The following is a 22,136-nucleotide window of genomic DNA, read 5'->3' as shown; positions in this document are numbered from 1 at the left end:
GAGGTTTGAATGACACAGAATGTACTTCCCCTTGACGGGGTCCGCGTGCTGGATTTCACGCAAGTCATGATGGGGCCCTGCGCGACGCAGATGCTGGCCGATTTCGGTGCCGATGTGATCAAGGTCGAACGTCCCGGCGCGGGCGACCTGTCACGCAACTTCTTCGGTGAGCCGGACGAGGCGGCGATGAACAACGCGGTCTTTGCCTCGCTCAATCGCAACAAACGGTCGATCACGGTCGATACCAAGTCCGACGAAGGCAAGCAGATCATCTATGATCTGGTCCGCAAGTCGGACGTGGTGGTCGACAACTTCCGCGCTGGCGTGATGAAACGCCTTGGCTTCGACTACGACACCCTCAAAGAGATCAACCCCCGGATCATCTGCGCCTCGGGCACCGGTTACGGGGAAGAGGGGCCCTATGCCCACAAGGGCGGGCAGGACGTGCTGGCGCAGGCCATGAGCGGCGTGATGGAAAAGCGGCAGGACCCGTCCATTCCGCAGTCGATCTACCCAACCACGCTGTGCGATTATACCGCCGGCATGCACATGGTGCAGGGGATCATGGCGGCGCTTCTGGCGCGGCATCAATCGGGCGTCGGCCAAAAGGTCAGCGTGTCGCTTTACGACTCGATGATCGCGATGCAGATGCAGGAAGCCGCCCAGTGGAACAAGCACGGCGACGTGCTGAACTGGGCCGCCATGCCGCTGACCGGCGTGTTCGACACCTCCGACGGGGCGCTTGTCGTGGTGGGGGCGTTCAAGTCGAACCCGCTGCGCGACATCTGCAAGGCGCTGGATATCGAAGACCTCGAGCCCCAGTATCCAACCCTTGCCAGCCAGCGCAAGAACAAGCCCTTCCTGCAAGAGACGTTCCGCAAGGCCTTTGCCACCAATACAACCCAGTATTGGCTGGACCGTCTGGAAGAGCAGGACCTGCTATGCGCGCCTGTGCGGTCATTGGGCGAGGCTCTGGCCGATCCGCAGACCACGATCAACGAGATGCTGATCGAGATCGACCATCCGTTCCTTGGCAAGATGGATTTCGTAAGCTCTCCGGTGCATCTGAGCGATGCCAAGGTGACGATCCGCCACGTGCCCCCGCGGCTGGGGGAGCATACCGATGAGGTGCTGGCCGAGCTGAACGCGTCGAAGTCGGTGAACGAGGCTGCGGAATGACCGTTCGCTTCTCCATCGAAGACCACGTCGCGCGGATCACCATCGACCGACCGGACCGGATGAATGCGATCGACACCGCCACCCAGACCCGTCTGGAAGAGATCTGGGACGAGATCGAGGCCAACTCCGAGGTGCGCTGCGTCGTCCTCACCGGCAGCGGGGAAAAGGCCTTTTCGGCGGGGGCCGATCTCAAGGACGACACCGGCATGTCCGGCGTGGACTATTGGAAGGACCTGAGCGGGACGGGCTTCAAGCGGATTGCCCTGCGTCGCACGCTCAACGTGCCAGTGATTGCCCGGATCAACGGGCTGGCGCTGGGCGGCGGGCTTGAGATGGCGATGGGGTGCGATATCCTCATCGCCGCCGACACCGCGCGCTTCGGCCTGCCCGAAGCCAAGGTCGGGCGGTTGCCGCTGGACGGCGGCATCGTCACCCTGCCGCGTCTCATCCCGCGCAACATCGCGGTGGGGATGATGATGACCGGACGGATGATGTCGGCCGACGACATGGCCCGCTATGGCCTTGTGAACGCGGTGGTCCCGGCGGACGAGCTGGACGCCGAGGTCGAGGCCTGGGTCAAGGATATCCTGTCGGCGGCACCGCTGAGCATCAAGGCGATCAAGGCCATCGTGCGCAGCACCGGCGAGATGTCGATTCACGACGCCTACACCCATGAAACACCCGAACTTCTGGCCGCGCTGAACTCCGAGGACGCCAACGAGGGGGTGCAAGCCTTCCGCGAAAAGCGCGCACCGGTCTGGCAGGGGAAATAGACGCCGGCAGCAGGCGCGGCCGGCGCGGATCAAGGACGGAGGTAGAATGACCTTATTTATCAAAAGCGAATGTATCGACGTCAAAGACGGGATCTGCACCACGTCCTGCCCCGTGGACTGCATCTATGAGGGTGAGCGGATGTTCTACATCCACCCGACCGAGTGCATCGAATGCGGCATGTGCGAAAGCATCTGCCCCGTCGATGCGATCCGCTATGCGGATGAGGCGACGCCCGACAACGCGGATTTCGTCCGCATCAACGCCGACGTCTTCCGTGACGACCGCGGTGAGATCGTCGAGCCGGGCGGCTGGTTCAAGGGCATGGAGCCGGTCAAGGACGATCCGGTCGTGTCCGGCTGGCCCGATCAGACCCCGGACCCACAAGAAACGTAAAGGATCACATCATGCAGGGTATCATTGCCGCTGTGCCGACACCGGTGGACGGTGACGGCACGCCACAACACGCAGCCTTTGTCGAACATTGCCTTTATGCGCTGGCGCAGGGCTGTGACGGGCTTAACATTCTGGGCTCCACCGGAGAAGCGAACTCCTTCGACACCGCCACCCGCAAGGACATTATGCGCTGGGCGGCAGAAGCGCTCGACCCCGAGCGGCTGATGGTCGGCACCGGCACGCCGTCGCTGGCCGAGACCTGCGCGCTCACCTGTCACGCGGGCGAGCTGGGCTATGCGGTGGCCCTTGTGCTGCCGCCGTATTACTACGCGCCGGTGACCGATGACGGGCTGTTCGAATGGTATGCGGCGGTGCATCGGGCGCTGGGCCGTCGCAAGATCCGGATCTATCTTTACAACTATCCGCAGATGACCGGGATGACCCTGTCGCAGGACCTGATCGAACGGCTGCACAGGGCCTTTCCCGACCGTTTCACCGGCATCAAGGATTCCTCGGGCGATCTCGACTACTGTCGCGCGCTGGCCAAGGCCTTGCCCGAGTTCCGGGTGTTCCCCAGCTCCGAGACGTCGATCGGCGAGGCCGCAGACGCGGGTTTTGCGGGCTGCATCTCGGCCACGGTAAATTATTCTGCCAGCCTGTGTGCGCAGCTTTGGGCGACGCGGGACGCGCCGGACGCCGCACGTCTTGAGCGTGTGGCCAAGATCCGCGCGCTGATCGCCAGCCAGCCGTTGATCCCGTCGATCAAGCATCTGATGGCGCAGCGCACCGGCGATCCGGTCTGGGACCATGTCCTGCCGCCGTTCATGGCGCTTTCGGCCAAACAGGCCGCCGCGCTCGCTCCGCTTGAGCCGGTGCGCGCAGTCGAAATGGCCGGCTGATCCCGCCCGGCATAAGTTCCTTCAATGAAAGTGAGAGACAATGACCAAGTATGACAATCTGATCAACGGTGAGTGGGTCAGCTTCGGCAACTACAACGACAACGTGAACCCCTCGGACACCAACGACGTGATCGGCAGCTACTCCTACGGCGATGCGTCCTCGGTCGCGCGTGCGGTTGAGGCTGCGCAAGCCGCGCGGGACAGTTGGGCCAACAGCACGCCGCAGGCGCGTCACGATCTGCTCGATGCCGTGGGCAACGCGCTGGCCGCCCGCAGCAGCGAGTTTGGCGCTCTTCTCGCGCGTGAGGAAGGCAAGACCCTGGCCGAAGGCGTGGGCGAGACGATGCGCGCTTCGCAGGTGTTCAAGTTCTTCGCCGGTGAAGCGCTGCGCGTAGCCGGTGAGTTGCAGACCTCGGTCCGGCCGGACATCGACGTGGAGATCACCCGCGAACCGGTGGGCATCGTCGGCTTGATCACGCCGTGGAACTTCCCCATCGCGATCCCCGCATGGAAGATCGCGCCTGCGCTGGCCTATGGCAACTGCGTGATCCTCAAACCCGCCGACCTGACACCGGCCTGCGCCCATGTCATCGCCACCCTGCTGCACGAAAACGGTTGCCCGGCGGGGGTGTTCAACCTTGTGATGGGGCGCGGCTCAACCGTGGGGGAAGCGATCGTCACCCATCCGGACATTGACGCGATTTCCTTCACCGGCTCGGTCGGCACCGGCCATCACATCGCCGAGGTCTGCGGCAAGATGCAAAAGAAGGTGCAGCTCGAGATGGGCGGCAAGAACCCCATGGTCGTGCTGGACGATGCGGATCTCTCCGTCGCGGTGTCGGCCTGTCTTAATGGCACGTTCTTCTCGACCGGGCAGCGCTGCACGGCATCTTCGCGTCTGATCGTGCAAGAGGGGATCCACGACGCCTTCGTCGCGGAACTCAGCAAGCAGATGCAGGCGCTGAAGGTCGGCGACGCGCGCGATCCCGACACCCAGATCGGCCCCGTGGTGGACGAAAAGCAGCTCAAGTCCAATCTTGAGTACATCGAGCTGGCCCGCAAAGAGGCGGGCGAGGTCATCGGCGGCGAGCGGTTGGAGCTTGACGCGCCGGGCTTTTATCAGGCCCCCGCGCTGTTTCTGGGCACCGACAACTCCATGCGGATCAACCGCGAGGAGATCTTCGGCCCCTGCGGGTCGGTCATCAAGGTCGCCGATCTGGAAGAGGCCATCTCTGTGGCCAATGACACCGACTTCGGCCTCTCTGCGGGGATCTGCACGACCAGCCTGAAATCCGCCCGCACCTTCAAGCGCCGCGCCGAAGCGGGGATGGTCATGGTCAACCTGCCCACGGCGGGTGTCGACTATCATGTGCCGTTCGGCGGGCGCAAAGGATCGTCCTTCGGCCCGCGCGAACAGGGGCGCTATGCGGTTGAGTTCTATACGACCGTCAAGACGTCCTACGTTTTCGCGGGATAGAGTTCGATCGGCTCTGACCCCGGCAAACGGGGTCAGCGCCGCAATCGCGCGACGCGGATGGCTCGATCTGCAAACAGCAGCACGTTAAGGCCCGCAGGGCCCCGCTGCGCTGTCTCTGACCATCAGGACGGTTTTGCTGCCCTGCGGAACATCACAAAGTAGAACACCGGCGCGGCGATCAGGGTGAGGACCGAGGCAAAAGCCAGCCCGCCCATGATCGTGGCTGCCATCGACTGGAAGAAGGCGTCGGTCAGCAGCGGCAGCATGCCCAGAATGGTCGTCGCCGCCGCAAGAAAAACCGGCCTGAGGCGCGATGTCGAAGCGGTGACAATGGCATCCCGCAGGGGCAACTCGGGGCGTGCTTCCCGGGTCAGGTCAATCTCCTCGACCAGCACGATGCCGTTCTTGATCAACATCCCCGAGAGCGACAGAAGCCCCAGAAGCGCCGTGAAGGTAAAGGGCAGGCCCGCGCCCAGCAGCGCGAGGCTCACGCCGTTCACCGCCATCGGCACCAACAGCCAGATGATCAACGGCTGGCGCAGCGCGTTGAACAAAAGCACCGAGATCAGCACCATGATGATGGCGCTCAGCGGCAGTTGGCTGCCCAACGAGGCCTGCGCCTCGGTCGCGCTTTCCAGCTCGCCGCCCCATTCCATGCGGTAGCCTTCGGGCAGGTCCATCGCCTCGAGCGCATCCTGCACCTCGGCCTGCACCTGCGCTGCGGTCATGCCGCGCGGGATGTCGGCGCCAACGGTGATCACCTGCCGCCGGTCGCGGCGGTGGATCAGCGTGTCTTGCGCCTCGAAGCGGAATCCGTCCGTGACCTGATCCAGTTGCACCAGCGTGCCGCCGTCACCGGTGTGGATCACGTGATCGATCAGGGCCAGATCGGCGTCGCGGGGCGAGCGGATGACGATGGGAATCTGGCGGTCGCCTTCGCGGAAGGTGCCGGCGTCGATCCCTTCAGTGGCGAACTTCAGGGTCTCGGTGATTTGGCTGCGCGAGATGCCCACATCCTGCGCGCGGTCCTCGGCATAGATCGGCCGCAGCACCAGCTCACGTTCGCGCCAGTCGTGCCGCACGGCCACCACGTTGTCCGAGGCGTTTTGCATCCGCGCCATGGCGTCATCGGCAAGATCGCGCAGCACGTCCGCGTCCCGGCCCAGAAAGCGCACTTCGACCGGGGCGCCGCCGCCGGGGCCAAAGGCCAGTCGTTTGACGCGGAATTCACCCTGCGGCAGCGCCTCGGTCGCGTAAGCCTCAAGCGCGTCCATCTCCGCCTCGATCACGTCGAGCGAGGTGACGCGCACGATCAGGTGGCCATAGCTCGGGTTCGGATCCTCGGCCTGATAGGTCAGCATGAATCGCGCGGCGCCTTGACCGGTGAACGAGGTCACGGCCTCAACCGCGTCCCGCGCGTCCAGCCAGTCTTCAAGCACCACAAGATCGTCGGAGGTCTGGTGGATCGACGCGCCCTGCGGCAGCTTGTAGTGCACGAAGTAAAGCGGCGTGTTGCTGTCGGGGAAGAACTGCTGCTTGATCTGACCGAAGAGGACGTAGCAGACCGCCGTGCCCACAACGAGGGCCGCAATCACCAGCCAGCGCAAACGCAAGGAGACACGCAGCACGGCCGCGTAGCCGCGGAAGATTGCGCCGTCGTATTCCTCGCCGCCGCCGCCGGCACCGCGCCGGAAGAAGTAATGCCCCAGCAAGGGCGTCGCCGTGAGCGCCAGCACCCAGGACAGCAGCAGGGAAATCGCGATCACGGCAAAGAGCGAGAACAGGAATTCGCCCGTGGCATCCGGCGACAGCCCGATGCCTGCGAAGGCCATGATGCCGATCACCGTGGCCCCCAGCAGGGGGGTCTGCGTCTTGCTGGCGGCCTCGGTCGCGGCGTCGCGCGAGCTTTTGCCGCCCCGCATGGCGATCTGCATCCCTTCGGCCACGACGATGGCGTTGTCGACCAACATGCCCATGGCGATGATCAGCGCCCCTAGTGAAATCCGCTCCATCTCGATCGAGGCGAGGTTCATGAAGAACAGCGTGCCCACGACCGTCAGCAACAACGTGGTGCCGACGACAATGGCCGCGCGCCAGCCCATGAAGACGGCCAGCACCACGACGACGATGGTGACCGACATGGCGAGGTTGACCAGAAAGGCGTTCGAGGCCTCTTCCACCACCCGGTGTTGGCGATAGACCGACTGCACCGAAATGCCCAAGGGCAGGGTTTCGCGCAGCTGCTCAAGCCGGGCATCGACGCGTTTGCCGACCTCGACGATGTTCTCGGTGGCGATCCCGGCCACGCCCAGCGTGAAAGCCTCGGTGCCGTTGTGGCGCACGATCAGGTCGGGGTTCGCTTCGGGGCCGCGATAGATATGCGCGAAATCGGTGAGGTTGACGATTTGCCCGCCAATGCCGATCGACAGCGCCGCAATTTCGGACACGCTGTCCGAGCCCGAAGGCCGCTGGATCAGCATGCGCCCGTCGCTGTTTTGCAAGGTGCCGCCATCGACGATCTCGTTGGCGCTGGCCACGGCCCCCAGCAGCGCGGTGGGCGGAATGCCCAGGGTGGTGCTCAGCGCCGGGTCCGGCTCGACATAGATCACCTCGTCCGGGACGCCGGACAGGGCGACATCGGCCACGCCATCGACGGCCAGAAGCTCGCGCCGCAGATAGGTCGAAAGGCGGTTGATTTCGGCGTCGGAAAAGCCCGGTGCGGTCACGGCATAGTAAAGCCCGTAGACGTCGCCGAAGCTGTCGTTGACGAAGGGCCGCGTGGCCCCTGCGGGCAGGGCCGCTTCGCCCACGCGGTTGCGCAGCTTGGTCCAGATCTGCGGCAGTTCCGTGCCGTCGTAGGTGTCCTTCATGTTCACCGTGATCCACGATAGGCCGGGCTGGTTCATCGACTGGATGTCCTTGACCTCGCCCATCTTCTGGATCTGGGATTCCAGCGGTTCGGTGACCTCCAGCGCCACTTCCTCGGCCGAGGCGCCGGGGTATTGCGTGACCACAACAGCGGTCTTGATGGTGAAGGCCGGGTCCTCAAGGCGGCCGAGCGAGGCAAAGCCCCAGATGCCGCCCAGCAGGCAAATCAACATGACGATCCAGGTGTAGACCGGGCGATCGATGGAGAAGCGTGCAATATCCATCGGTTCAGTCTTCGAAGCCGGTGAAGCGGCGCACTTGCGCGCCGTCAGACAGTTGCGCGCCCCCGATGGCGACGACCTCTTGCCCCGGTTGCAGCCCGGCGGTGACCTCGACCGTGCCGCGATCCGTGGGCGAGATCTCGACCGGCGTGGCGCGGACCGTCCCGACTTCGGCGCCCGCAGGCTCGAACAGCATGACACGGGGGCGATCGTCGTTGCCGATCACGATGGCCGAGGCTGGCAGGACGATCTGCCCGGCCCCGGTGGTAAGGCGGGCGCTGACCTTGGCGGAGGCGCCGGGCAGAATGGTGATGTCCTCGGGCGGCTCCATGCCAAGGGTCAGCCGGTAGGTCTGGCCGACCTCGGCGGTTTCGGCGTTGTATTCGCGGATCTCTAGCGGGAAGATCCGGTCACTGGCGGGAAACTCTGCCGTAAGGGTCAGGGCAGGGTCCTGCAGCGCGCGATGGAACAGCGTCTCGGGCACGTCGATCTCGATCCTCAGATCGGACATATCGTGCAGGCGCACGACGGGGGTTCCGGCGCTGACCGTGGAATAGTTCGGCACCAGTCGGCGGGCCACGATGGCGTCGAAGGGCGCGTGCAGGGTCGCGTTGCGCAGCGCGCGTTCGGCGTTCTGCTGCGCGATCATGGCCAGTTCCACCTGCGTCTCGGCGTCTTCGAGATTGGATTCCGAGACCGCCGACCCCACGAGTTGCTGGTAGCGGTCCAGGGTGCGCCCCACCGCGGCGGCGCGCGCGTCGGCCTCTTCAAGGGCCAACTCGAAGGGCTCAAGGTCCATGGCCGCGACCAGACCGCCCTTGGGCACCTCGGCGCCTTCCTCGACCGGGAAGGTCACGACCTGTCCGGTCACCTGAAAGGGCAGATCGACGGTTTCGCGCGCCACGACCTTGCCGAAGAAAACCCGGTGCAGATCGCCCGCGCCCGCGGTGACTTCGGTCAGTTTGGCGACCGGCGTCTCGGCCTGAACCGGCGCGGTCGCAAGGCCCAAGGCCAGTGTTGCGACAAGCGCCGCGATCCCCAGCCGGGCGGCCAGCGGGCGAGAGGCAGGGCGGATCGGTAAGATCATCGGGACGGTCCTTGTTCAGGGGCATTCAGTTGGTTCGCGGCGGCAAGGCAAAGCTGGCGCAGCGTGGCGAGTTGGGTCAAAAGGTGGTCGCGATCTTGCGCCGCAATCGCGGCGGCTTTGGAGGCGCGCTGCACGAAATCCGACAAAGAGGCGACATCGACGCCCGCCTTGCCGAGCTGCGGCGCGTAGGGGGCAAGGATGTCCGCGATCACGCGCCGGAACTGGGCGTGCGTGGCCTCGACCTCTTGCTTGCTGCTGGCGTGGACGCCATCGATGAAATCTTCCGCATTGGGCATCGCACTGACCATGTCGAAGCCCGCGATCACGGTCTGCTCGAACACCAGATCAAGCTGCGCCCCCAGCGTGGGGCACGCCGGGCGGTGCGCGTCGATCTCGGCCAGCGCACGCGCGGTAAAACTGCGGATCAGGGCGCGCAGAATGTCATCCTTGTTGCGGAAATTGTTGTAGAAGGTCTGACGCGACACGCCGGCCTCTTCGCACAGGTCGCTCATGTTGGTGCGCTTCACGCCGTAGCGCGAAAACACCCGCATCGCCGCCTCAAGCAGGGCCTGTTCTGTTTCGTTCATCGGTTGATCCCGCGAGTCTCTGCTGCGCGCTTTTGACAGATGAACGGAAATTGTCAATTTGAAAATCGCGTGCGCGGTCCAGTCGGCCGCGGGGTGGATCAGGTCCCCCGCTGGAACAGGCCAAGCCCGTCGCCGTCCAGATGTTCGATGCGAAGCGCCTTGGCCGCGCCCGGGGTGGCTTGCAGGAACTCCACCCGCGACACCGAGCCCGCGGGTTGGTTTTCCGTCACCGGATGGGCCACAAAGGTATCTCCGTCCCAATGCTGCAAGGGTAATTCCCGGCGCTGCGGCCCCAGCCGCAGAACAAGGCACCCGCCCGATACCGCGACCGATACGGGGCCGAAATAGCTGTTGTCGTAGGTGCCGACATAGCGGTCATCCGGCCCGGCCGGGGCAGGGTCGGCCGGGGGGGCTGCGCCCACAAGATCGCCCACGGGGGCCGACAGCGGGGCCATGAAGGGCGCATAGGTGGCCAGCCAGTCGCGGCTGTCCGCCCCAAGCTCGGCCCGGTCCAGAAAGCTCGCCGTGATGGCTTCGGCTGCGCCGGTCGGGGGGGCGTTGGTCAGGACGACGATGCCCAGCCCGAGGTCGGGCAGCATGGCAAGGCTCGTGGACGCGCCAAGGGCGAAGGCCCCCGAATGGCTGAGCGACACCCGCCCCGAGGGGCGCGTATCCACGTTGAAGCCGAAGCCATAGGCCCCCGGACGGGCGGAAACATCCATCTGCGCCCCGCGCAGCACCTGCGCGGTGATGGCCGGCAAAAGCGCCTCTTCAGAAATCAGGCGCCCCTGTCCGGACATGCCCCGCCCCAGAACCATCGCCATCCAGCGGGCCATGTCGCGCGCGCTGGAACTCACCCCGCCTGCCGGGCTTTGTGCGTCGGGCTGGCGCGTATCGGCCACGGCGTAGCCCTCGGCGGTCGCCACATGGCTCGACGCGCGATTGGCCCGCGCCATGTAGTCGGCATGCCGTGAGCTGGTGTCCGCCATGCCCAGCGGCCCGTAAAGTGCGGTCTCGGACAGGCTGGCCCAGTCCATGCCGGCGGCGGTGGCGACAGCCTCGGCGGCGGCGGTCAGGCCGAAATTGGTATAGGCATAATCCGTGCGGAACGCGCCTTTCGGCAGCAGGGCGAGCCGGTCGAGCACCGTGGCGCGGTCAAAGCCGATATCTTCCAGATCGTCCCCGGCGTGATCGGGCAGGCCCGAGCGATGGGCGTAAAGATCGCCGATGGTGACGTGTTCGCTGATCCAGCCCTCCCCCAGATCGAACGTGGGCAGGGCATCGCGGATCGGGCTGTCCCAGCGCACAAGGCCCGCATCCACCTGTGTGGCGACGACGGTGGCACCGACCGGTTTCGAGACCGAGGCGAGGAGGAAAACCGTATCGGGATCAACGCGCTCCGGCTGGCCCACCACGCGCGCGCCAAAGCCGCGGGCATAGAGGGTGCGCCCGTCATGGACGACCGCGATGGCCAGACCGGGAATGCCGGTGCGCGTGAGGATGTCCTGTGCCAGATCGTCCAGCGTCGCAACCGCCGCCATGATCCGCGCCTCCGGCACGGGCAGAAGCACCGCCATCGGGGGCGGGGTCGCCGGATCGGGCAGGACGAGGGGCGGCAGAGCTTCGGCCTGTGCGGCACCGGGCAGGGCGCCGCATAGCAGCGCGGCGAGCAGCACAGCGCCGGCGAACCGCCCGCGCGCAGCACCCCTCCTACCCGCACGGGGGCGGCGCACGGGGTCCATCTTTGTCGGTTCCGGTGTGCCGCGCAGCTTCATGGTTTCGGCTCCCTGTCTTCTGTGGCGGGCAAAAACATGCCCGTGCAGTGTGACAGAAGCCGTGCAAATTGGAAGTGCCGCATCACAGCGGGGGCCGGTTGTCCCCTGCTGAGCCAACTGGCAAACCGACGGTGTCGGCCCCCGGCCTTTGGCGTTAGACCCGCTTTTCGCCCGCTTCGATCCGCAGGGAAAACAGGTTTTCGCGCGGGGCGAGGGGGCAGATCGCGTGGTCGGTGAAGGCGCAGGGCGGATTGACCGCGCGGTTGAAATCGACCACCACGCTGTCTTCCGTCACCTCTTCGCCGAAGACGAACCGCATGTCGCCATAGGTCTCATCGAGTGAGGTGAGGTCGCGGAAGATGAATTGCGGCCGCTCGGGTGTGCCATAGGTGGCAAGCATGCAGACCTCTTCGCCGCCCAGTTCGAACCGCGCCCTGTGGGTCACGGTGGCCTTGGTTGGCACGCCGATCACCGTATCAAGGGTGATGGTCATCGGCTCGGGCAGAGCTTCCAACTTTGCGGTGATGCGCAGGGCGGGGTCTAGGGCATAGAACGGGATCGGTTTCAGCGCGGCCTCGGTGTCGTGTTCGGTGTCGCGGATGCGCAGGGCGCGGCGGGCGTTTGGGGCGGTGATCTCAAGCAGGAAGCGGCCCGCACGCCAAGCCATTGGTCCCGCCGCCTTGTCGATCGCCACCGGATCTCCGTCGGCGGGCGTGAACGTGCCCTTGTCATCGCCGTTGAACGTCAAGGTCCCCAGACGCGCAGGCCCGACCGGCAGCCGGACGTCGCACTCCGCAGCGCTGCCGATGGTGTAGGTTCCGTCCTCGACCCACCAGCGCCCCAGCAGGTTGAGCCAGCCGTCCTCGGCCTTGAGCTTGGCGAGGCGGGTTTCGAACCATTGGGCGTGGGCGTCTTTGAAGTCTTGCGAAACGGTCATGTCTTATCCTTTGAGATCAGGGGGCGACGGGCATCCGCGGAATGCTGTCCAGCAGGCTGCGCGTATAGGGGTGTTGCGGGGCGTTCAGGATTGTCGCGGTCTCGCCGGCTTCGACGATGTGGCCGCGGTCCAGCACGACGATCCGGTCGCAGAGCGCGGCGACCACGCCCATGTCATGGGACACGAACAGCATGGTCATCCGCTCGGAGATCTCTTCGAACAAATCGACAACGCGCACGCGGGTGGAGAGATCCAGCGCGCTGACCGCTTCGTCCGCAAGGATGAGCTCGGGGCGGGAGACGATGGCGCGGGCGATGGCGATGCGCTGGCGCTGCCCGCCGGAGAACTGGTGCGGGTGGCGGTCCAGCGTATCGGGGGAAAGGCCGACGGCGGCGATGGCCTCTTGCGCCATGGCCAGATGATCCCCGGGCACCTTGAGCGAGCGCAGCGGTTCGGTCACGATCCGGCGGATGCGATGCGCGGGGTTGAGCGAGGAATAAGGGTCCTGAAACACAGCCTGCACCCGCTTGCGATAGGCGCGCATGGCGGGGGCGTCCCGCGCTTCAAGCGGGGCACCGTCAAAGAGGATACGGCCGGTCTGCGGGCGTTCTAGCCCCAGCAAAAGCCGCAGCAGCGTCGATTTGCCCGAGCCGCTTTCGCCCACCAGCCCGACATTGGACCCACGCGGCACGGTGAACGAGATATCTTCCAGGACGCGCTGGCCCTTGCCATAGGAAAAGCCTACGTTTTCAAGCGTCAAAAGGGTCATGGCTGTCCCTCCAGCGCGTGATCGAAGCGCCGCGCGGCGGTGACAAGGGCGCGGGTGTAAGCGTCGCGCGGGCGGGTCAGCACCTGTTGCATCGCGCCGGTCTCGACCGCGCGGCCGTTGCGCATGACCATCACCCGCTCGGCCATCTGGCCCACAACGGCAAGGTCGTGGCTGATAAACAGCAGCGCGATGTCGAGTTCTTCGACAAGCGTGTTGATCAGGCGAATGATCTCGACCTGCGTGGTGACATCAAGGGCGGTCGTGGGCTCGTCGGCGATCAGCAGGCGGGGCTGACAGGCCAGCGCCATGGCGATGGCGACGCGCTGGCGCTGCCCGCCGGAAACCTCATGCGGATAGGCGTCGTAAAGCCTTTGCGGGTCGGGCAGACGCACCTGATCCATAAGCGCGTGAACCTCGCGCCGGACGGCGGTGCGCGTGCTGTCGCGTCCTTCGCGGCGCAGGCGGCGGCGTACCGGCAAGGCGATCTGGCGGCCCAATGGCATCAGCGGGTCCAGCGCGGTCAGCGGTTCCTGAAACACGCTGGCCACGACGCTGCCCCGCAGCCCGCGCAGCTTACGCTCCGGCGCACCGACGATGGCTTGGCCGTCCAATGTGACCTGACCCGTGGCCCGGATCGCGGGCGGCAACAGGCCAAGGACGGCCAGCGAGGTCAGTGACTTGCCCGACCCGCTTTCACCGATCAGCCCGAACCGTTCGCCGCGTCCGATGGAGAAGGACAGATCCTCGACCAGAACCGTCTCGGCAGTGGCCAACGTCAGGGCGTCCACGGTCAAAAGATCAGCCATCATGCGCTCCTCCGGCTTGGGTCGAAGCGGTCGCGCAGACCATCGGCCAGCAGGTTGATCCCGATCACCAGCGCGAAGAGCGCCAACCCGGGGAAGATCGCGCCCCAAGGTGCGGAATAGACCGTGCCCTGCGCCTCTTGCAGCATCCGCCCCCATGAGGCGTTGGGCGGCGGCGCGCCAAGGCCCAGATACGACAGCGAGGCTTCGGCCATCACCGCCAGTCCGAATTGCAGCGCCAGATTGACCGCGAGAAACGGCGCGATGTTCGGCAGGATGTGCCAGATCACGATCACCGGCCAGGACGTGCCGCAGACGCGCGCGGCGGTGATGTAGTCCTGCGATAGCACCTGTTTGGTCAGGATGCGGGTGATGCGCCCGACGATGGGCGACAGCCCGATGCCAAGGGCCAGGATCGCGGTGCTGAGCGAGGATTCCTCGCGCGCGGCGACGACCAGCATGGCCACCAGAAGCGTCGGGAAGGCGATGAGAATGTCGAAGAACGCGGCCAGCGCATCGTCAAGAAACCGCGTGGCGAAGGCGGCCAGAATGCCAGTGATCACGCCGATCACCGCGCCGATGGCCACGGCACCAGCCCCGACAATGAGCGCAATGCGGGCGCCGATCATGAGCTGCGTGAACACGTCGCGGCCCAGTCGGTCCGTGCCCGCCCAATGGGTGGCGTTGGGCGCTTCCAGTCGCCCGCCCGCCATGTCCGACAGCGCGAAAGGTGTCCAGACAAAGGACACAACACCGGCAAGGGTGATCGCCCCCACCAGCACAAGGCTGAGCCAGAGGGTGAGGGTCTTGCCGGTGCGAGCGTTGCTGCGGCTCATCTGCGGGCCCCCTGTCTCAGGCGCGGATCAAGCAGGCGTTGCAGAAGGTCCGCCAGAAAGCCCGTGAGCAGCACCAGCAGCGTGGTGACGATCAGCACGCCCTGAATGCTGGGATAGTCGCGTTGCTGGATGCCCAGAAGCAGCATCGACCCCATCCCCGGAAGGGAGAAGACCTGCTCCACGACGACCGCCCCCAGAAAGGCGGTGGCCAGCTCGATGGCGAGCACCGAGATGACCGGCACCGAGGCGTTGCGGATTCCGTGCCGCATCAGGGCTTCGGCGCGGCTTTCGCCCAAGGCCCGCGCGGTACGCAGGAAGTCGGAATCGAGCACGTCAAGCGTGGAGGCGCGGACATAGCGCATGAGCGATGCGGACATGACGATGGCGATGGTCAGAACCGGCAGCACCATCGCCCGGATTGCGGGGCCGGGGTCGGCATAGCCACGCAGCGGGAAGCCCCCCGACGGCAACCAGCGCAGGGTGAGCGAGAATTCATAAACCAGCAGAATGCCCAGCCAGAACACCGGCACCGCGATCCCGGCCTGCGAGACGATAGAGAGCAACAGGCCATACCAGCGGTCGGCCTTGACGGCGGCCAGAATGCCCAGCGGCACAGCGATCACGAGCGCAAGGAAGAAGGCCGCGAAGGTCAGCGGCAGGGTGACGCTCAGCCGGCGCGAAATCTCTTCCAGGATCGAGCCGCGGGTGACGAAGGAATTGCCCAGATCAAAGGCCGCAAGGTCGCGCAGATAGGTGAGGAACTGCACCCCCAGCGGCTGGTCCGAGCCCAGTTGTTCACGCGCGGCGGCGATCTGTTCCGGCGTCGCGCCGACCCCCACCAGCGCATTGGCCGGATCCCCCGGCAGCAGGCGCAGCAGCACGAACAGCACGATGGCCGCAACGAAAAGGGACAGCAGCAGGATGAACAGCCGCCTTGTGATGTATCCCAGCATGATCTGTTATGCTTCCCTGCGGTAATGGGGCCGCACGCAACCCGCGCGGCCCCCGTGACCGGCCCGTGACAGGCGGCCCTAGTCGGCCTTCTGGATGTCCGAGACGAAGAACTGCGCGTTCAACCCGTTCACCGGATAGCCCGTCACGTTCGATTTCGAGACGACGATCTGCGGATAGAGATAAAGCCACATGCTTGCCGCATCCTGCGCGATGATCTTGTTCGCCTCGGTCAGCATCTCGGTCTGCTCCTCGACCGAGCTGGCGCGTTCGGCCCCGGCGATCAGCTCGACGACTTCGGGGTTGTTATAGCCCCAGTAGAAGTCCGGATTGCCGTAGAACACGATGTCACGATGGTTCACGTGTTCCTGCAAGGTCGCTTCAAAATCCTGCGCCTGATAGATCTTCGTGTACCATTCGTTGGCCGTGATGATGTTGATCTTCACATCGACGCCGACCTTGGCCAGCTCGTTCTGGACGAACTGCGCGACAACCGGATGGGGGTCGTAATCGGGCGTGTCGAGGGTGAAGGAAAAGCCATCAGGGTATCCGGCGTCGGCCAGCATCTGCCTGGCGCTTTCGGGATCGTAGGCGTTCACGTCGGTCAGGTCCACATACCACGGATCGGTGGGCGGCACGAAAGACCCGATGAGCGTACCATAATCGCCCCAGATCGCCTGCAGCAGCTTTTCGTTGTCCACCGCCCGCGCCAATGCGGCGCGCACCTCCACATTGTCGAACGGGGCGACGCGGTCGTTATAGGCCAGCAGCTCTTTGGTGGTGGACGCACCCTCGGCCACGGTGAAATCGGGGTTGTCGGTGAACAGCGACAGCGCGTCAGGGCTTTGCACCGAGGTGATGATGTCGACGGCACCGGTCAGAAGCGCGTTGTTTTGGGCGGTGGCGTCGGTGAAATACTGGAACATCACCCCGCCATTGCTGGGCGCCTCGCCCCAGTAGTCTTCGAAGGGCACCATGGCGAGGGCCGAGCCGCGACGCCATTCCTGCAAGGTATAGGGGCCGGTGCCGTCCGCGCTGGCGGTGATGTCGCCCGCGTCGTCGTTGACGATCCAGACGTAGGACAGGTTGTAGGGCAGCGAGATCGACGGCGAGGACAGGGTGATCACCACGGTCCGGTCGTCCGGTGTCTCGATGGTTTCAATATTGGCGAGCGTGCGCTTGCGGGAGCTGGCCGAACCTTCCGCGGTCACCCGCTCGATGGAGTTTTTCACGTCCGCCGCGGTGAGCGGATCGCCCGAATGGAAGGTCACGCCCTCTTTCAACGTGAACGTGTAGGTCAGCTGGTCGTCGCTGATCTCATAGCTGTCCACCAGCCTGGGTTCCACGTGGCCCGCGTCGGTCAGCACGAAAAGCCCTTCGTAGACGTTGCCGTTGAAGGCTTCGTTGATGCCCTGACCCGCACCGGCGGTGTTGTCGAGGTTCTGCGGCTCGTAGAGCGAGCCGATGTTGATCACAGCGTCCGGATTGTAATCCTGTGCGAATGTGGCGGAGGCGGAGAGCGCCAGCGCCGAGATCGCCCCCAGCGCGGCCTTGACGGCCCCCGAGTGCAGGGGGCGGCGATTTGGGTGACGGGTCGGTGTAAGCATGGGGATCCCTATTCGACTGTTATGTTGGTCCGGCCAGACAAGAGGCTTGGCCCCCCTTGCGCGAACGCGCGTATGAAACCACGGGCAACGGGGGAGGACAACGTGTGCCGCTGTTGAAGCGAGAAGTTATTTCCCCGCCCTCGCCGTTGTCTGGCGCGAAGGGCTAGCCCGCCAGCCACGACGGTGGGGCCTCGGGCGCGGTGCCTGTGCGGGCGGTGTGGGCGCAATCGGCGAGGGAGCCGAAGCGCACCGCACGGTCGCTGAGGCCGGGGGCGTAGTGGGCGTATTTGCCCGAGTTCGTCATCAACGTGCGGGCCGAGGGCGGGAACACCGGTTCGGAGATCGAACACCAGCAGATGTCGGGCACCACTTGCACGCCCGCAGCGTGTAGCTTGGCGAGGGTGCCGTCAGCCTCGACCTCCGCAAGGGTGTCGCGCCCCAGCGTCACGATCGTCGCGGTGTCGGGGTGGCACCGGTGCCCGTCGAGCAACTCGGCCAGACGGCGCGTCTCGGAGAGCGAGAAATGCGGGCTGCCGAAGGCGACAAGGTCCACCTGTGCGGGACCTGCGTTGAATTGCGCCCAGACGCGGGCAAGGTCTTCGGAGGTGACCGAGGTTCGCGTCGCGTTCGCGGCGACCCTGTGGGCTTCGGGGGTGTGGCCGGCGACGTGCAACATGGGCGCGGCCGAGGTCGTGCCGAAGGCCGCACAGAGCGCCTTGAGGTCGTCGTCCGTGGCACTCAGGTGCTCCAACCCGGTCAGAAGCGGGATCCGGTCGGGCGCGTGCAGGCCCGCCAGATAGCCCAGCATCGGCCAGAGCGCATCGTCGGCCTCCTCGGGCGGGGTGACGTCGATGACCAGCGTCGCGTCGCGGTTCTCGTCAAGATAGGGCCCGGCCAGCGGTGCCCGTCCGGTCAGCGCGATGCACAGATCGAAGAAATCCGGGTGCTTCTCGGTGCGGGCGGACAGCACCGAATTGGCGTAGATCACAGCGTTGGATTCCGACCATGCGATGACCTCACCGGCCTTGGGCGTCGTGTCCAGAAGATAGGGGGCGCAGGTGAAGCTGGGGCGCGCGCCCATTGTCACATAGGCATCGGCCAGCGCCTGCGCCGGGCGACCGAAGTCCGGCGGCACGCCCTGTGCCCGCCAGTTGCCATGATCGACCGAAATGGCGTTCATCGTCGTCGGCACGCGCACCTGCGCACCCATGTCCGCGACCTTCTGGGCGAAGCGCAGGTTGGCGGGGCTGGCGTAGATGCAGCCGTCGATATGCACCTGCGAGACGTCGATCAGGCGCGGCGCGCCTTGCAGATGGGCCATCGTTTCGATGATCTGCATGGCCATGCGCAACGCCGGATCGTCGCCGTCGCGCATGGCAAGATCGGCGTCGGAGAGCGCAAGATCGCCGCTGAGAGGCGCGAGCGGAATGGTCAGCTCCGGCGCGGTGATGGCCTCGGGCGTGATCTTGGCGATCGGGGCGGCGGCGAGGGCCGCGTAGTCCGCGGCGGGCAAGCGGATCACCGGAAGGGTCAGCCCGAAGAGCGCCTTTGCGACCAGCGCGCCAAGGGTCAGGACGTTTTCCTCTTCACGAAAGATCAGGGCGGCGGGGGCGTGGGCGTTCTGGATCAGCTCCAGCAGCACGCCCGAGCCGGTGCAAGAGCCGCGGGTGGTGGGCATCATCACGATCCGGCCGGCGAAGGATGTGCCATGCAGCGGGTGGTGCGCGTCGATCACCACGCTGGTGGCGGGATCGATGCCGCCCCAGAACGACAGACCCTCTTCGCTGGCCAGAACAGGGGCTTCGGCGTGACCGGGAAGGATGCAAAGACCGCTCATGAAGGTGCCTCCGTCGGGGGTGAGGGCAGGCGACGCATGGTCGCCGAAAGGGGGCGGCCCGCCGCTGGCGCGGCAGGCCGCCCCGGGGATCATTCGCGGATGTTCGACAGGAACTTCTGCGTTTCGGGGTGCTTTGGCGCGCGGAAGAACTCATCCGATGGGGCGATTTCCGCCATCACACCTTGATGGAAGAAGGCCACGCGGTCCGAGACGTCGCGCGCGAAGGCCATTTCGTGCGTCACGCAGATCATGGTCATGCCGTCATCGGCGAGCATTTTCAGCGTGTCCAGAACCTCGCCCACAAGCTGCGGGTCAAGGGCCGAGGTCACCTCGTCGAAAAGCATGTATTCGGGCGACATCGCCAACGCGCGGGCGATGGCCATCCGCTGCTGCTGGCCACCGGACAGACGGCCCGGATAGACGTTGATCTTGTCGCCAAGGCCGACGTTCTCAAGCTGTTGGACGGCGATTTCCTCGGCCTGTTTCTTGCCCATGCCCAGCACCTTGCGCGGGGCCAGCGTCACGTTGTCCAGCACGGTGAGGTGCGGGAAGGCGTTGAACTGCTGGAAGACGATGCCGATCTTGCGGCGCAGCTTGTTGAGGTCGGTCGATTTGGCGTGCACCTCGGTCCCGTCCACGAGGATCGCGCCCGAGTTGATGGGCTCAAGCCCGTTGATGCAGGTCAGAAGCGTCGACTTGCCCGAACCGGACCCCCCGATCACCGAAAGCACCTCGCCTTTCTCGACCGTCAGATTGATGCCCTTGAGCACCTCCAACGTGGCAAAGGATTTGTGAACGTCTTTAATCTCAATCATTGGACCACCGTTTTTCCAAGTATCCACCCAGACGGGCGATCGGGAAGCTGATGACGAAGTAGAACAACCCGCCGATGGTCAAAAGCAGCAAAGGCTCTTGCAGGCGCGTGATCAGAATCTGCGTCGATTTCAAAAGTTCGGTCACCTGCACCACATAGACCAGCGCCGAGTCCTTCATGACCCCCAGCGCAAGGCCGATCCAGCTGGGCAGGGCCACGCGGGTGGCCAGCGGGGCCACGATGTAGCGCATGTCCTGAAACCAGTTCAGACCCAGCGACCGGGCGGCCCGGCGGGTGGTGGCGGGCACCGCTTCGATGCCGCCGCGCACGATTTCGGCGCAATAGGCGGCGGTGTAGAAGGTCAGCACGCCGCAGGCGACGGTGAAGCCGGAGATCTGCAGCCGCAGAACGATCCCCACGAAGGCGTTCACCAGCACAAGCTGGATCAGCAACGGGATCGAGCGGAAGATATCCAGCACGAAGGTGATCGGCGCCGCCCACCACGGGCCGACCTGATAGCGCAAGACACCGAAGAAGATGCCCAGCAGGGTGCCAAGGAACACGGAAATGGCCGTGACAAGGATGGTGATCCATGCGCCCTGCGCAAGGAACAGCAGGTCATTGACCGAAATCGAAGTATCAAACATCTGCGGGCCCCCTTAATACCGGAACAGGCGGGCTGCGATCAGCCGGGCGCCCAGATTGATGACCTTGACGATGATGTAGAAGATCACACCGGCAATCGCGAACAGCTCGAACGTGCGGAAGGTCAGCGCGTTGAGGTCCTGTGTGACGCCGTAAAGATCGGCGTTCATGCTGACGGTGACCCCCAGCGACGTCATGAGCACGGCCCAGACCATCTGGTTCGTCATCGGCAGGAACGAGATCCGCAGCATCTGTGGCAGCACGACCGTGCGGAAGGCCATGATCGGCGGCATGCCAAGGGACCGGGCCGAGCGGGTCTGCGTCTCGGGGATGGCTTTCAGCGCACCGCGGAAGTTCTCGGACAGGTAGCCTGCGTTGTTGAAGGTGATCCCGATCAGAAGCGACATGAACGGACTGAAGTGGATGCCGAAGCTCGCCACGCCGAAGTGCGCCATGTAGATCTGGAACAGGGCCGGGGTGTTGCGCGCAATCTCGATCCAGGTGACCGCGACTGCATTCAGAAACTTGTTACCGGACAATCTGAAGCCGGTCAGGATGATGGCGATCAGGATGCCAAGCACCATCGACATGATGGCGACCTGCATCGTGACAAGGGCGCCTTCAAGCATTTGTGGAAGTCGGGCAAGTGCCTGATTCCATTGGAATGTATAGGAGAACATCGCGCCTCTTACTCGCCAGGGCTGAAGGCGCGCGCGACCCTAGCCGCGCGCGCCGTTAAGGGATCTTAGCGGTAGACGTTCTGGATCGTCAGATCCGCAGGCTCACCTTCGCCGATCCACTTCGCATAGAGTTCAGCGTAACGGCCGGTGCGGACCTGCTGGTTCACGAAGAGGTCGAGGTAGTTCAGCAGGCCGTATTCCTGACGCATGGTGAACAGGGCCACGTAGTCGGGCACCATCGGTGCCTTGTCGACGATGACGAGGCCGGGGAAGTTGCCGGAGTTCACGTTAGCTTCTGCCACTTCAACGGTGGAGACGGTCGCATCGATCTGGCCCTGGCTCAGCGCGAGGAAGACGTCAGCCTGCGTCTGGTAGGGGCGCAGCTCGCCTTCGCCCCATTCTTCGATCTGGCCTTCGATCCAGATCGCTTCATAGGTGCCGGCGGTGGCGCCGATGGTCTTGCCCTTCATGTCTTCCCAGCTTTCCATGGCGGCGTCTTCGTTGCCGACAACGGCGTTCTCGAACGCGTAGTAGGGGATCGACATGCCGACGGTCTTGGCCCGCTCAAGCGTGTCCGAGGTGGAGGCCACACCGACGTCAACGCGGCCGGACATCAGCGCGGGGATCCGCTCGGGGAAGGGGGTGTCGACGATTTCGGCGGTCACACCAAGCGCGTCGGCCAGGTCGTTGCAGTAGTCAACGTCGAAGCCCGCAGGCTCGTTGTTTTCGTCGCGCATGCCCATGGGCGGGAAGTCCAGCGTGATCGCGCAGCGCAGGGTGCCCGAGCTGATGATGTCGTCCAGCATGTCGGCCGAGGCCGCCGTGCTCAGGCTTGTCGCGGCAACCAGGCCGCCAATCAAAAGAAATTTGTTCATAGGTCTCTCTCCCTTTTCAGTGCTCATCGATCATGTCGAACATTTTCGAATCCCGATCGCCC

At 65.0% G+C, this 22,136-nt stretch carries 20 protein-coding genes; 5 read left to right on the top strand and 15 right to left on the bottom strand.

Going from position 1 to position 22,136, the window contains the following annotated elements; translation table 11 throughout:
- Window positions 1-9 precede the first annotated feature (9 nt).
- The 5 genes from DC363_RS06050 to DC363_RS06030 are packed head-to-tail and all read left to right on the top strand — an operon-like array spanning window position 10 to window position 4,722.
- Complete coding sequence (locus tag DC363_RS06050; protein ID WP_108640229.1) at window positions 10-1,179, top strand: CaiB/BaiF CoA transferase family protein; 1,170 nt, start codon at window positions 10-12, stop codon at window positions 1,177-1,179.
- The gene (locus DC363_RS06045) at window positions 1,176-1,952 is read left to right on the top strand and encodes an enoyl-CoA hydratase-related protein (RefSeq protein WP_108640228.1); all 777 of its coding nucleotides are present in this window, start codon (window positions 1,176-1,178) and stop codon (window positions 1,950-1,952) included. The genes DC363_RS06050 and DC363_RS06045 overlap by 4 nt, the downstream gene beginning before the upstream one ends.
- Before the next feature lie 46 nt (window positions 1,953-1,998).
- A complete protein-coding gene (locus tag DC363_RS06040; RefSeq protein ID WP_108640227.1) occupies window positions 1,999-2,346 on the top strand; it encodes an indolepyruvate ferredoxin oxidoreductase subunit alpha in 348 nt (115 codons plus the stop codon).
- Window positions 2,347-2,357: 11 nt separating this feature from the next.
- The gene (locus tag DC363_RS06035) at window positions 2,358-3,245 is read left to right on the top strand and encodes a dihydrodipicolinate synthase family protein (RefSeq protein ID WP_108640226.1); all 888 of its coding nucleotides are present in this window, start codon (window positions 2,358-2,360) and stop codon (window positions 3,243-3,245) included.
- Window positions 3,246-3,285: 40 nt separating this feature from the next.
- Window positions 3,286-4,722, top strand: a complete 1,437-nt coding sequence (locus DC363_RS06030; protein ID WP_108640225.1) for an aldehyde dehydrogenase family protein — start codon at window positions 3,286-3,288, stop codon at window positions 4,720-4,722.
- A 122-nt stretch (window positions 4,723-4,844) separates the two neighbouring features.
- Here the strand turns inward: DC363_RS06030 and DC363_RS06025 are convergent, their stop codons facing one another.
- The 15 genes from DC363_RS06025 to DC363_RS05955 all read right to left on the bottom strand — a co-directional run bounded on the left by DC363_RS06025 (window position 4,845) and on the right by DC363_RS05955 (window position 22,074).
- A complete protein-coding gene (locus DC363_RS06025) occupies window positions 4,845-7,874 on the bottom strand; it encodes an efflux RND transporter permease subunit (RefSeq protein ID WP_108640224.1) in 3,030 nt (1,009 codons plus the stop codon).
- A gap of 4 nt (window positions 7,875-7,878) precedes the next feature.
- The gene (locus tag DC363_RS06020) at window positions 7,879-8,958 is read right to left on the bottom strand and encodes an efflux RND transporter periplasmic adaptor subunit (RefSeq protein ID WP_108640223.1); all 1,080 of its coding nucleotides are present in this window, start codon (window positions 8,956-8,958) and stop codon (window positions 7,879-7,881) included.
- The gene (locus DC363_RS06015) at window positions 8,955-9,545 is read right to left on the bottom strand and encodes a TetR/AcrR family transcriptional regulator (RefSeq protein WP_108640222.1); all 591 of its coding nucleotides are present in this window, start codon (window positions 9,543-9,545) and stop codon (window positions 8,955-8,957) included. Before DC363_RS06015 ends, DC363_RS06020 begins: the two co-directional genes overlap by 4 nt.
- Window positions 9,546-9,643: 98 nt before the next feature.
- Entirely contained in the window at window positions 9,644-11,320 is a 1,677-nt protein-coding gene (locus DC363_RS06010; protein ID WP_196778381.1) for a serine hydrolase, read from the bottom strand.
- Between the two features lie 154 nt (window positions 11,321-11,474).
- Window positions 11,475-12,257 (bottom strand): DUF1684 domain-containing protein, encoded by a 783-nt coding sequence (locus DC363_RS06005; protein WP_108640221.1) that lies wholly within the window; start codon window positions 12,255-12,257, stop codon window positions 11,475-11,477.
- A gap of 16 nt (window positions 12,258-12,273) precedes the next feature.
- A complete protein-coding gene (locus DC363_RS06000; RefSeq protein WP_108640220.1) occupies window positions 12,274-13,026 on the bottom strand; it encodes an ABC transporter ATP-binding protein in 753 nt (250 codons plus the stop codon).
- Window positions 13,023-13,832 (bottom strand): ATP-binding cassette domain-containing protein, encoded by an 810-nt coding sequence (locus DC363_RS05995; protein ID WP_108640219.1) that lies wholly within the window; start codon window positions 13,830-13,832, stop codon window positions 13,023-13,025. The genes DC363_RS06000 and DC363_RS05995 overlap by 4 nt, the downstream gene beginning before the upstream one ends.
- Complete coding sequence (locus DC363_RS05990; RefSeq protein ID WP_108640218.1) at window positions 13,832-14,665, bottom strand: ABC transporter permease; 834 nt, start codon at window positions 14,663-14,665, stop codon at window positions 13,832-13,834. Before DC363_RS05990 ends, DC363_RS05995 begins: the two co-directional genes overlap by 1 nt.
- Window positions 14,662-15,618: an ABC transporter permease gene (locus tag DC363_RS05985; RefSeq protein WP_108640217.1), complete on the bottom strand. Its 957-nt coding sequence runs from the start codon at window positions 15,616-15,618 to the stop codon at window positions 14,662-14,664. The genes DC363_RS05990 and DC363_RS05985 overlap by 4 nt, the downstream gene beginning before the upstream one ends.
- Before the next feature lie 78 nt (window positions 15,619-15,696).
- Complete coding sequence (locus tag DC363_RS05980) at window positions 15,697-17,223, bottom strand: ABC transporter substrate-binding protein (RefSeq protein WP_108640216.1); 1,527 nt, start codon at window positions 17,221-17,223, stop codon at window positions 15,697-15,699.
- Between the two features lie 163 nt (window positions 17,224-17,386).
- Window positions 17,387-19,060: a cis-3-hydroxy-L-proline dehydratase gene (lhpI, locus tag DC363_RS05975; protein WP_108640323.1), complete on the bottom strand. Its 1,674-nt coding sequence runs from the start codon at window positions 19,058-19,060 to the stop codon at window positions 17,387-17,389.
- Window positions 19,061-19,149: 89 nt separating this feature from the next.
- On the bottom strand, window positions 19,150-19,875 hold the full coding sequence (locus tag DC363_RS05970; RefSeq protein WP_108640215.1) for an amino acid ABC transporter ATP-binding protein: 726 nt from the start codon (window positions 19,873-19,875) through the stop codon (window positions 19,150-19,152).
- Window positions 19,868-20,521, bottom strand: a complete 654-nt coding sequence (locus tag DC363_RS05965) for an amino acid ABC transporter permease (RefSeq protein ID WP_108640214.1) — start codon at window positions 20,519-20,521, stop codon at window positions 19,868-19,870. The genes DC363_RS05970 and DC363_RS05965 overlap by 8 nt, the downstream gene beginning before the upstream one ends.
- Window positions 20,522-20,533: 12 nt before the next feature.
- Window positions 20,534-21,199: an amino acid ABC transporter permease gene (locus DC363_RS05960; RefSeq protein ID WP_108640213.1), complete on the bottom strand. Its 666-nt coding sequence runs from the start codon at window positions 21,197-21,199 to the stop codon at window positions 20,534-20,536.
- A gap of 65 nt (window positions 21,200-21,264) precedes the next feature.
- Window positions 21,265-22,074: an ABC transporter substrate-binding protein gene (locus DC363_RS05955; RefSeq protein ID WP_108640212.1), complete on the bottom strand. Its 810-nt coding sequence runs from the start codon at window positions 22,072-22,074 to the stop codon at window positions 21,265-21,267.
- Between the last annotated feature and the right edge of the window lie 62 nt (window positions 22,075-22,136).

This window comes from Thalassorhabdomicrobium marinisediminis, from assembly GCF_003072065.1.
GTDB classification, from domain to species: Bacteria; Pseudomonadota; Alphaproteobacteria; order Rhodobacterales; family Rhodobacteraceae; genus Octadecabacter; species Octadecabacter marinisediminis.
The sequence above is the reverse complement of the archived record's forward strand: the minus strand, read 5'-3'. Positions and strand labels throughout refer to the sequence as shown.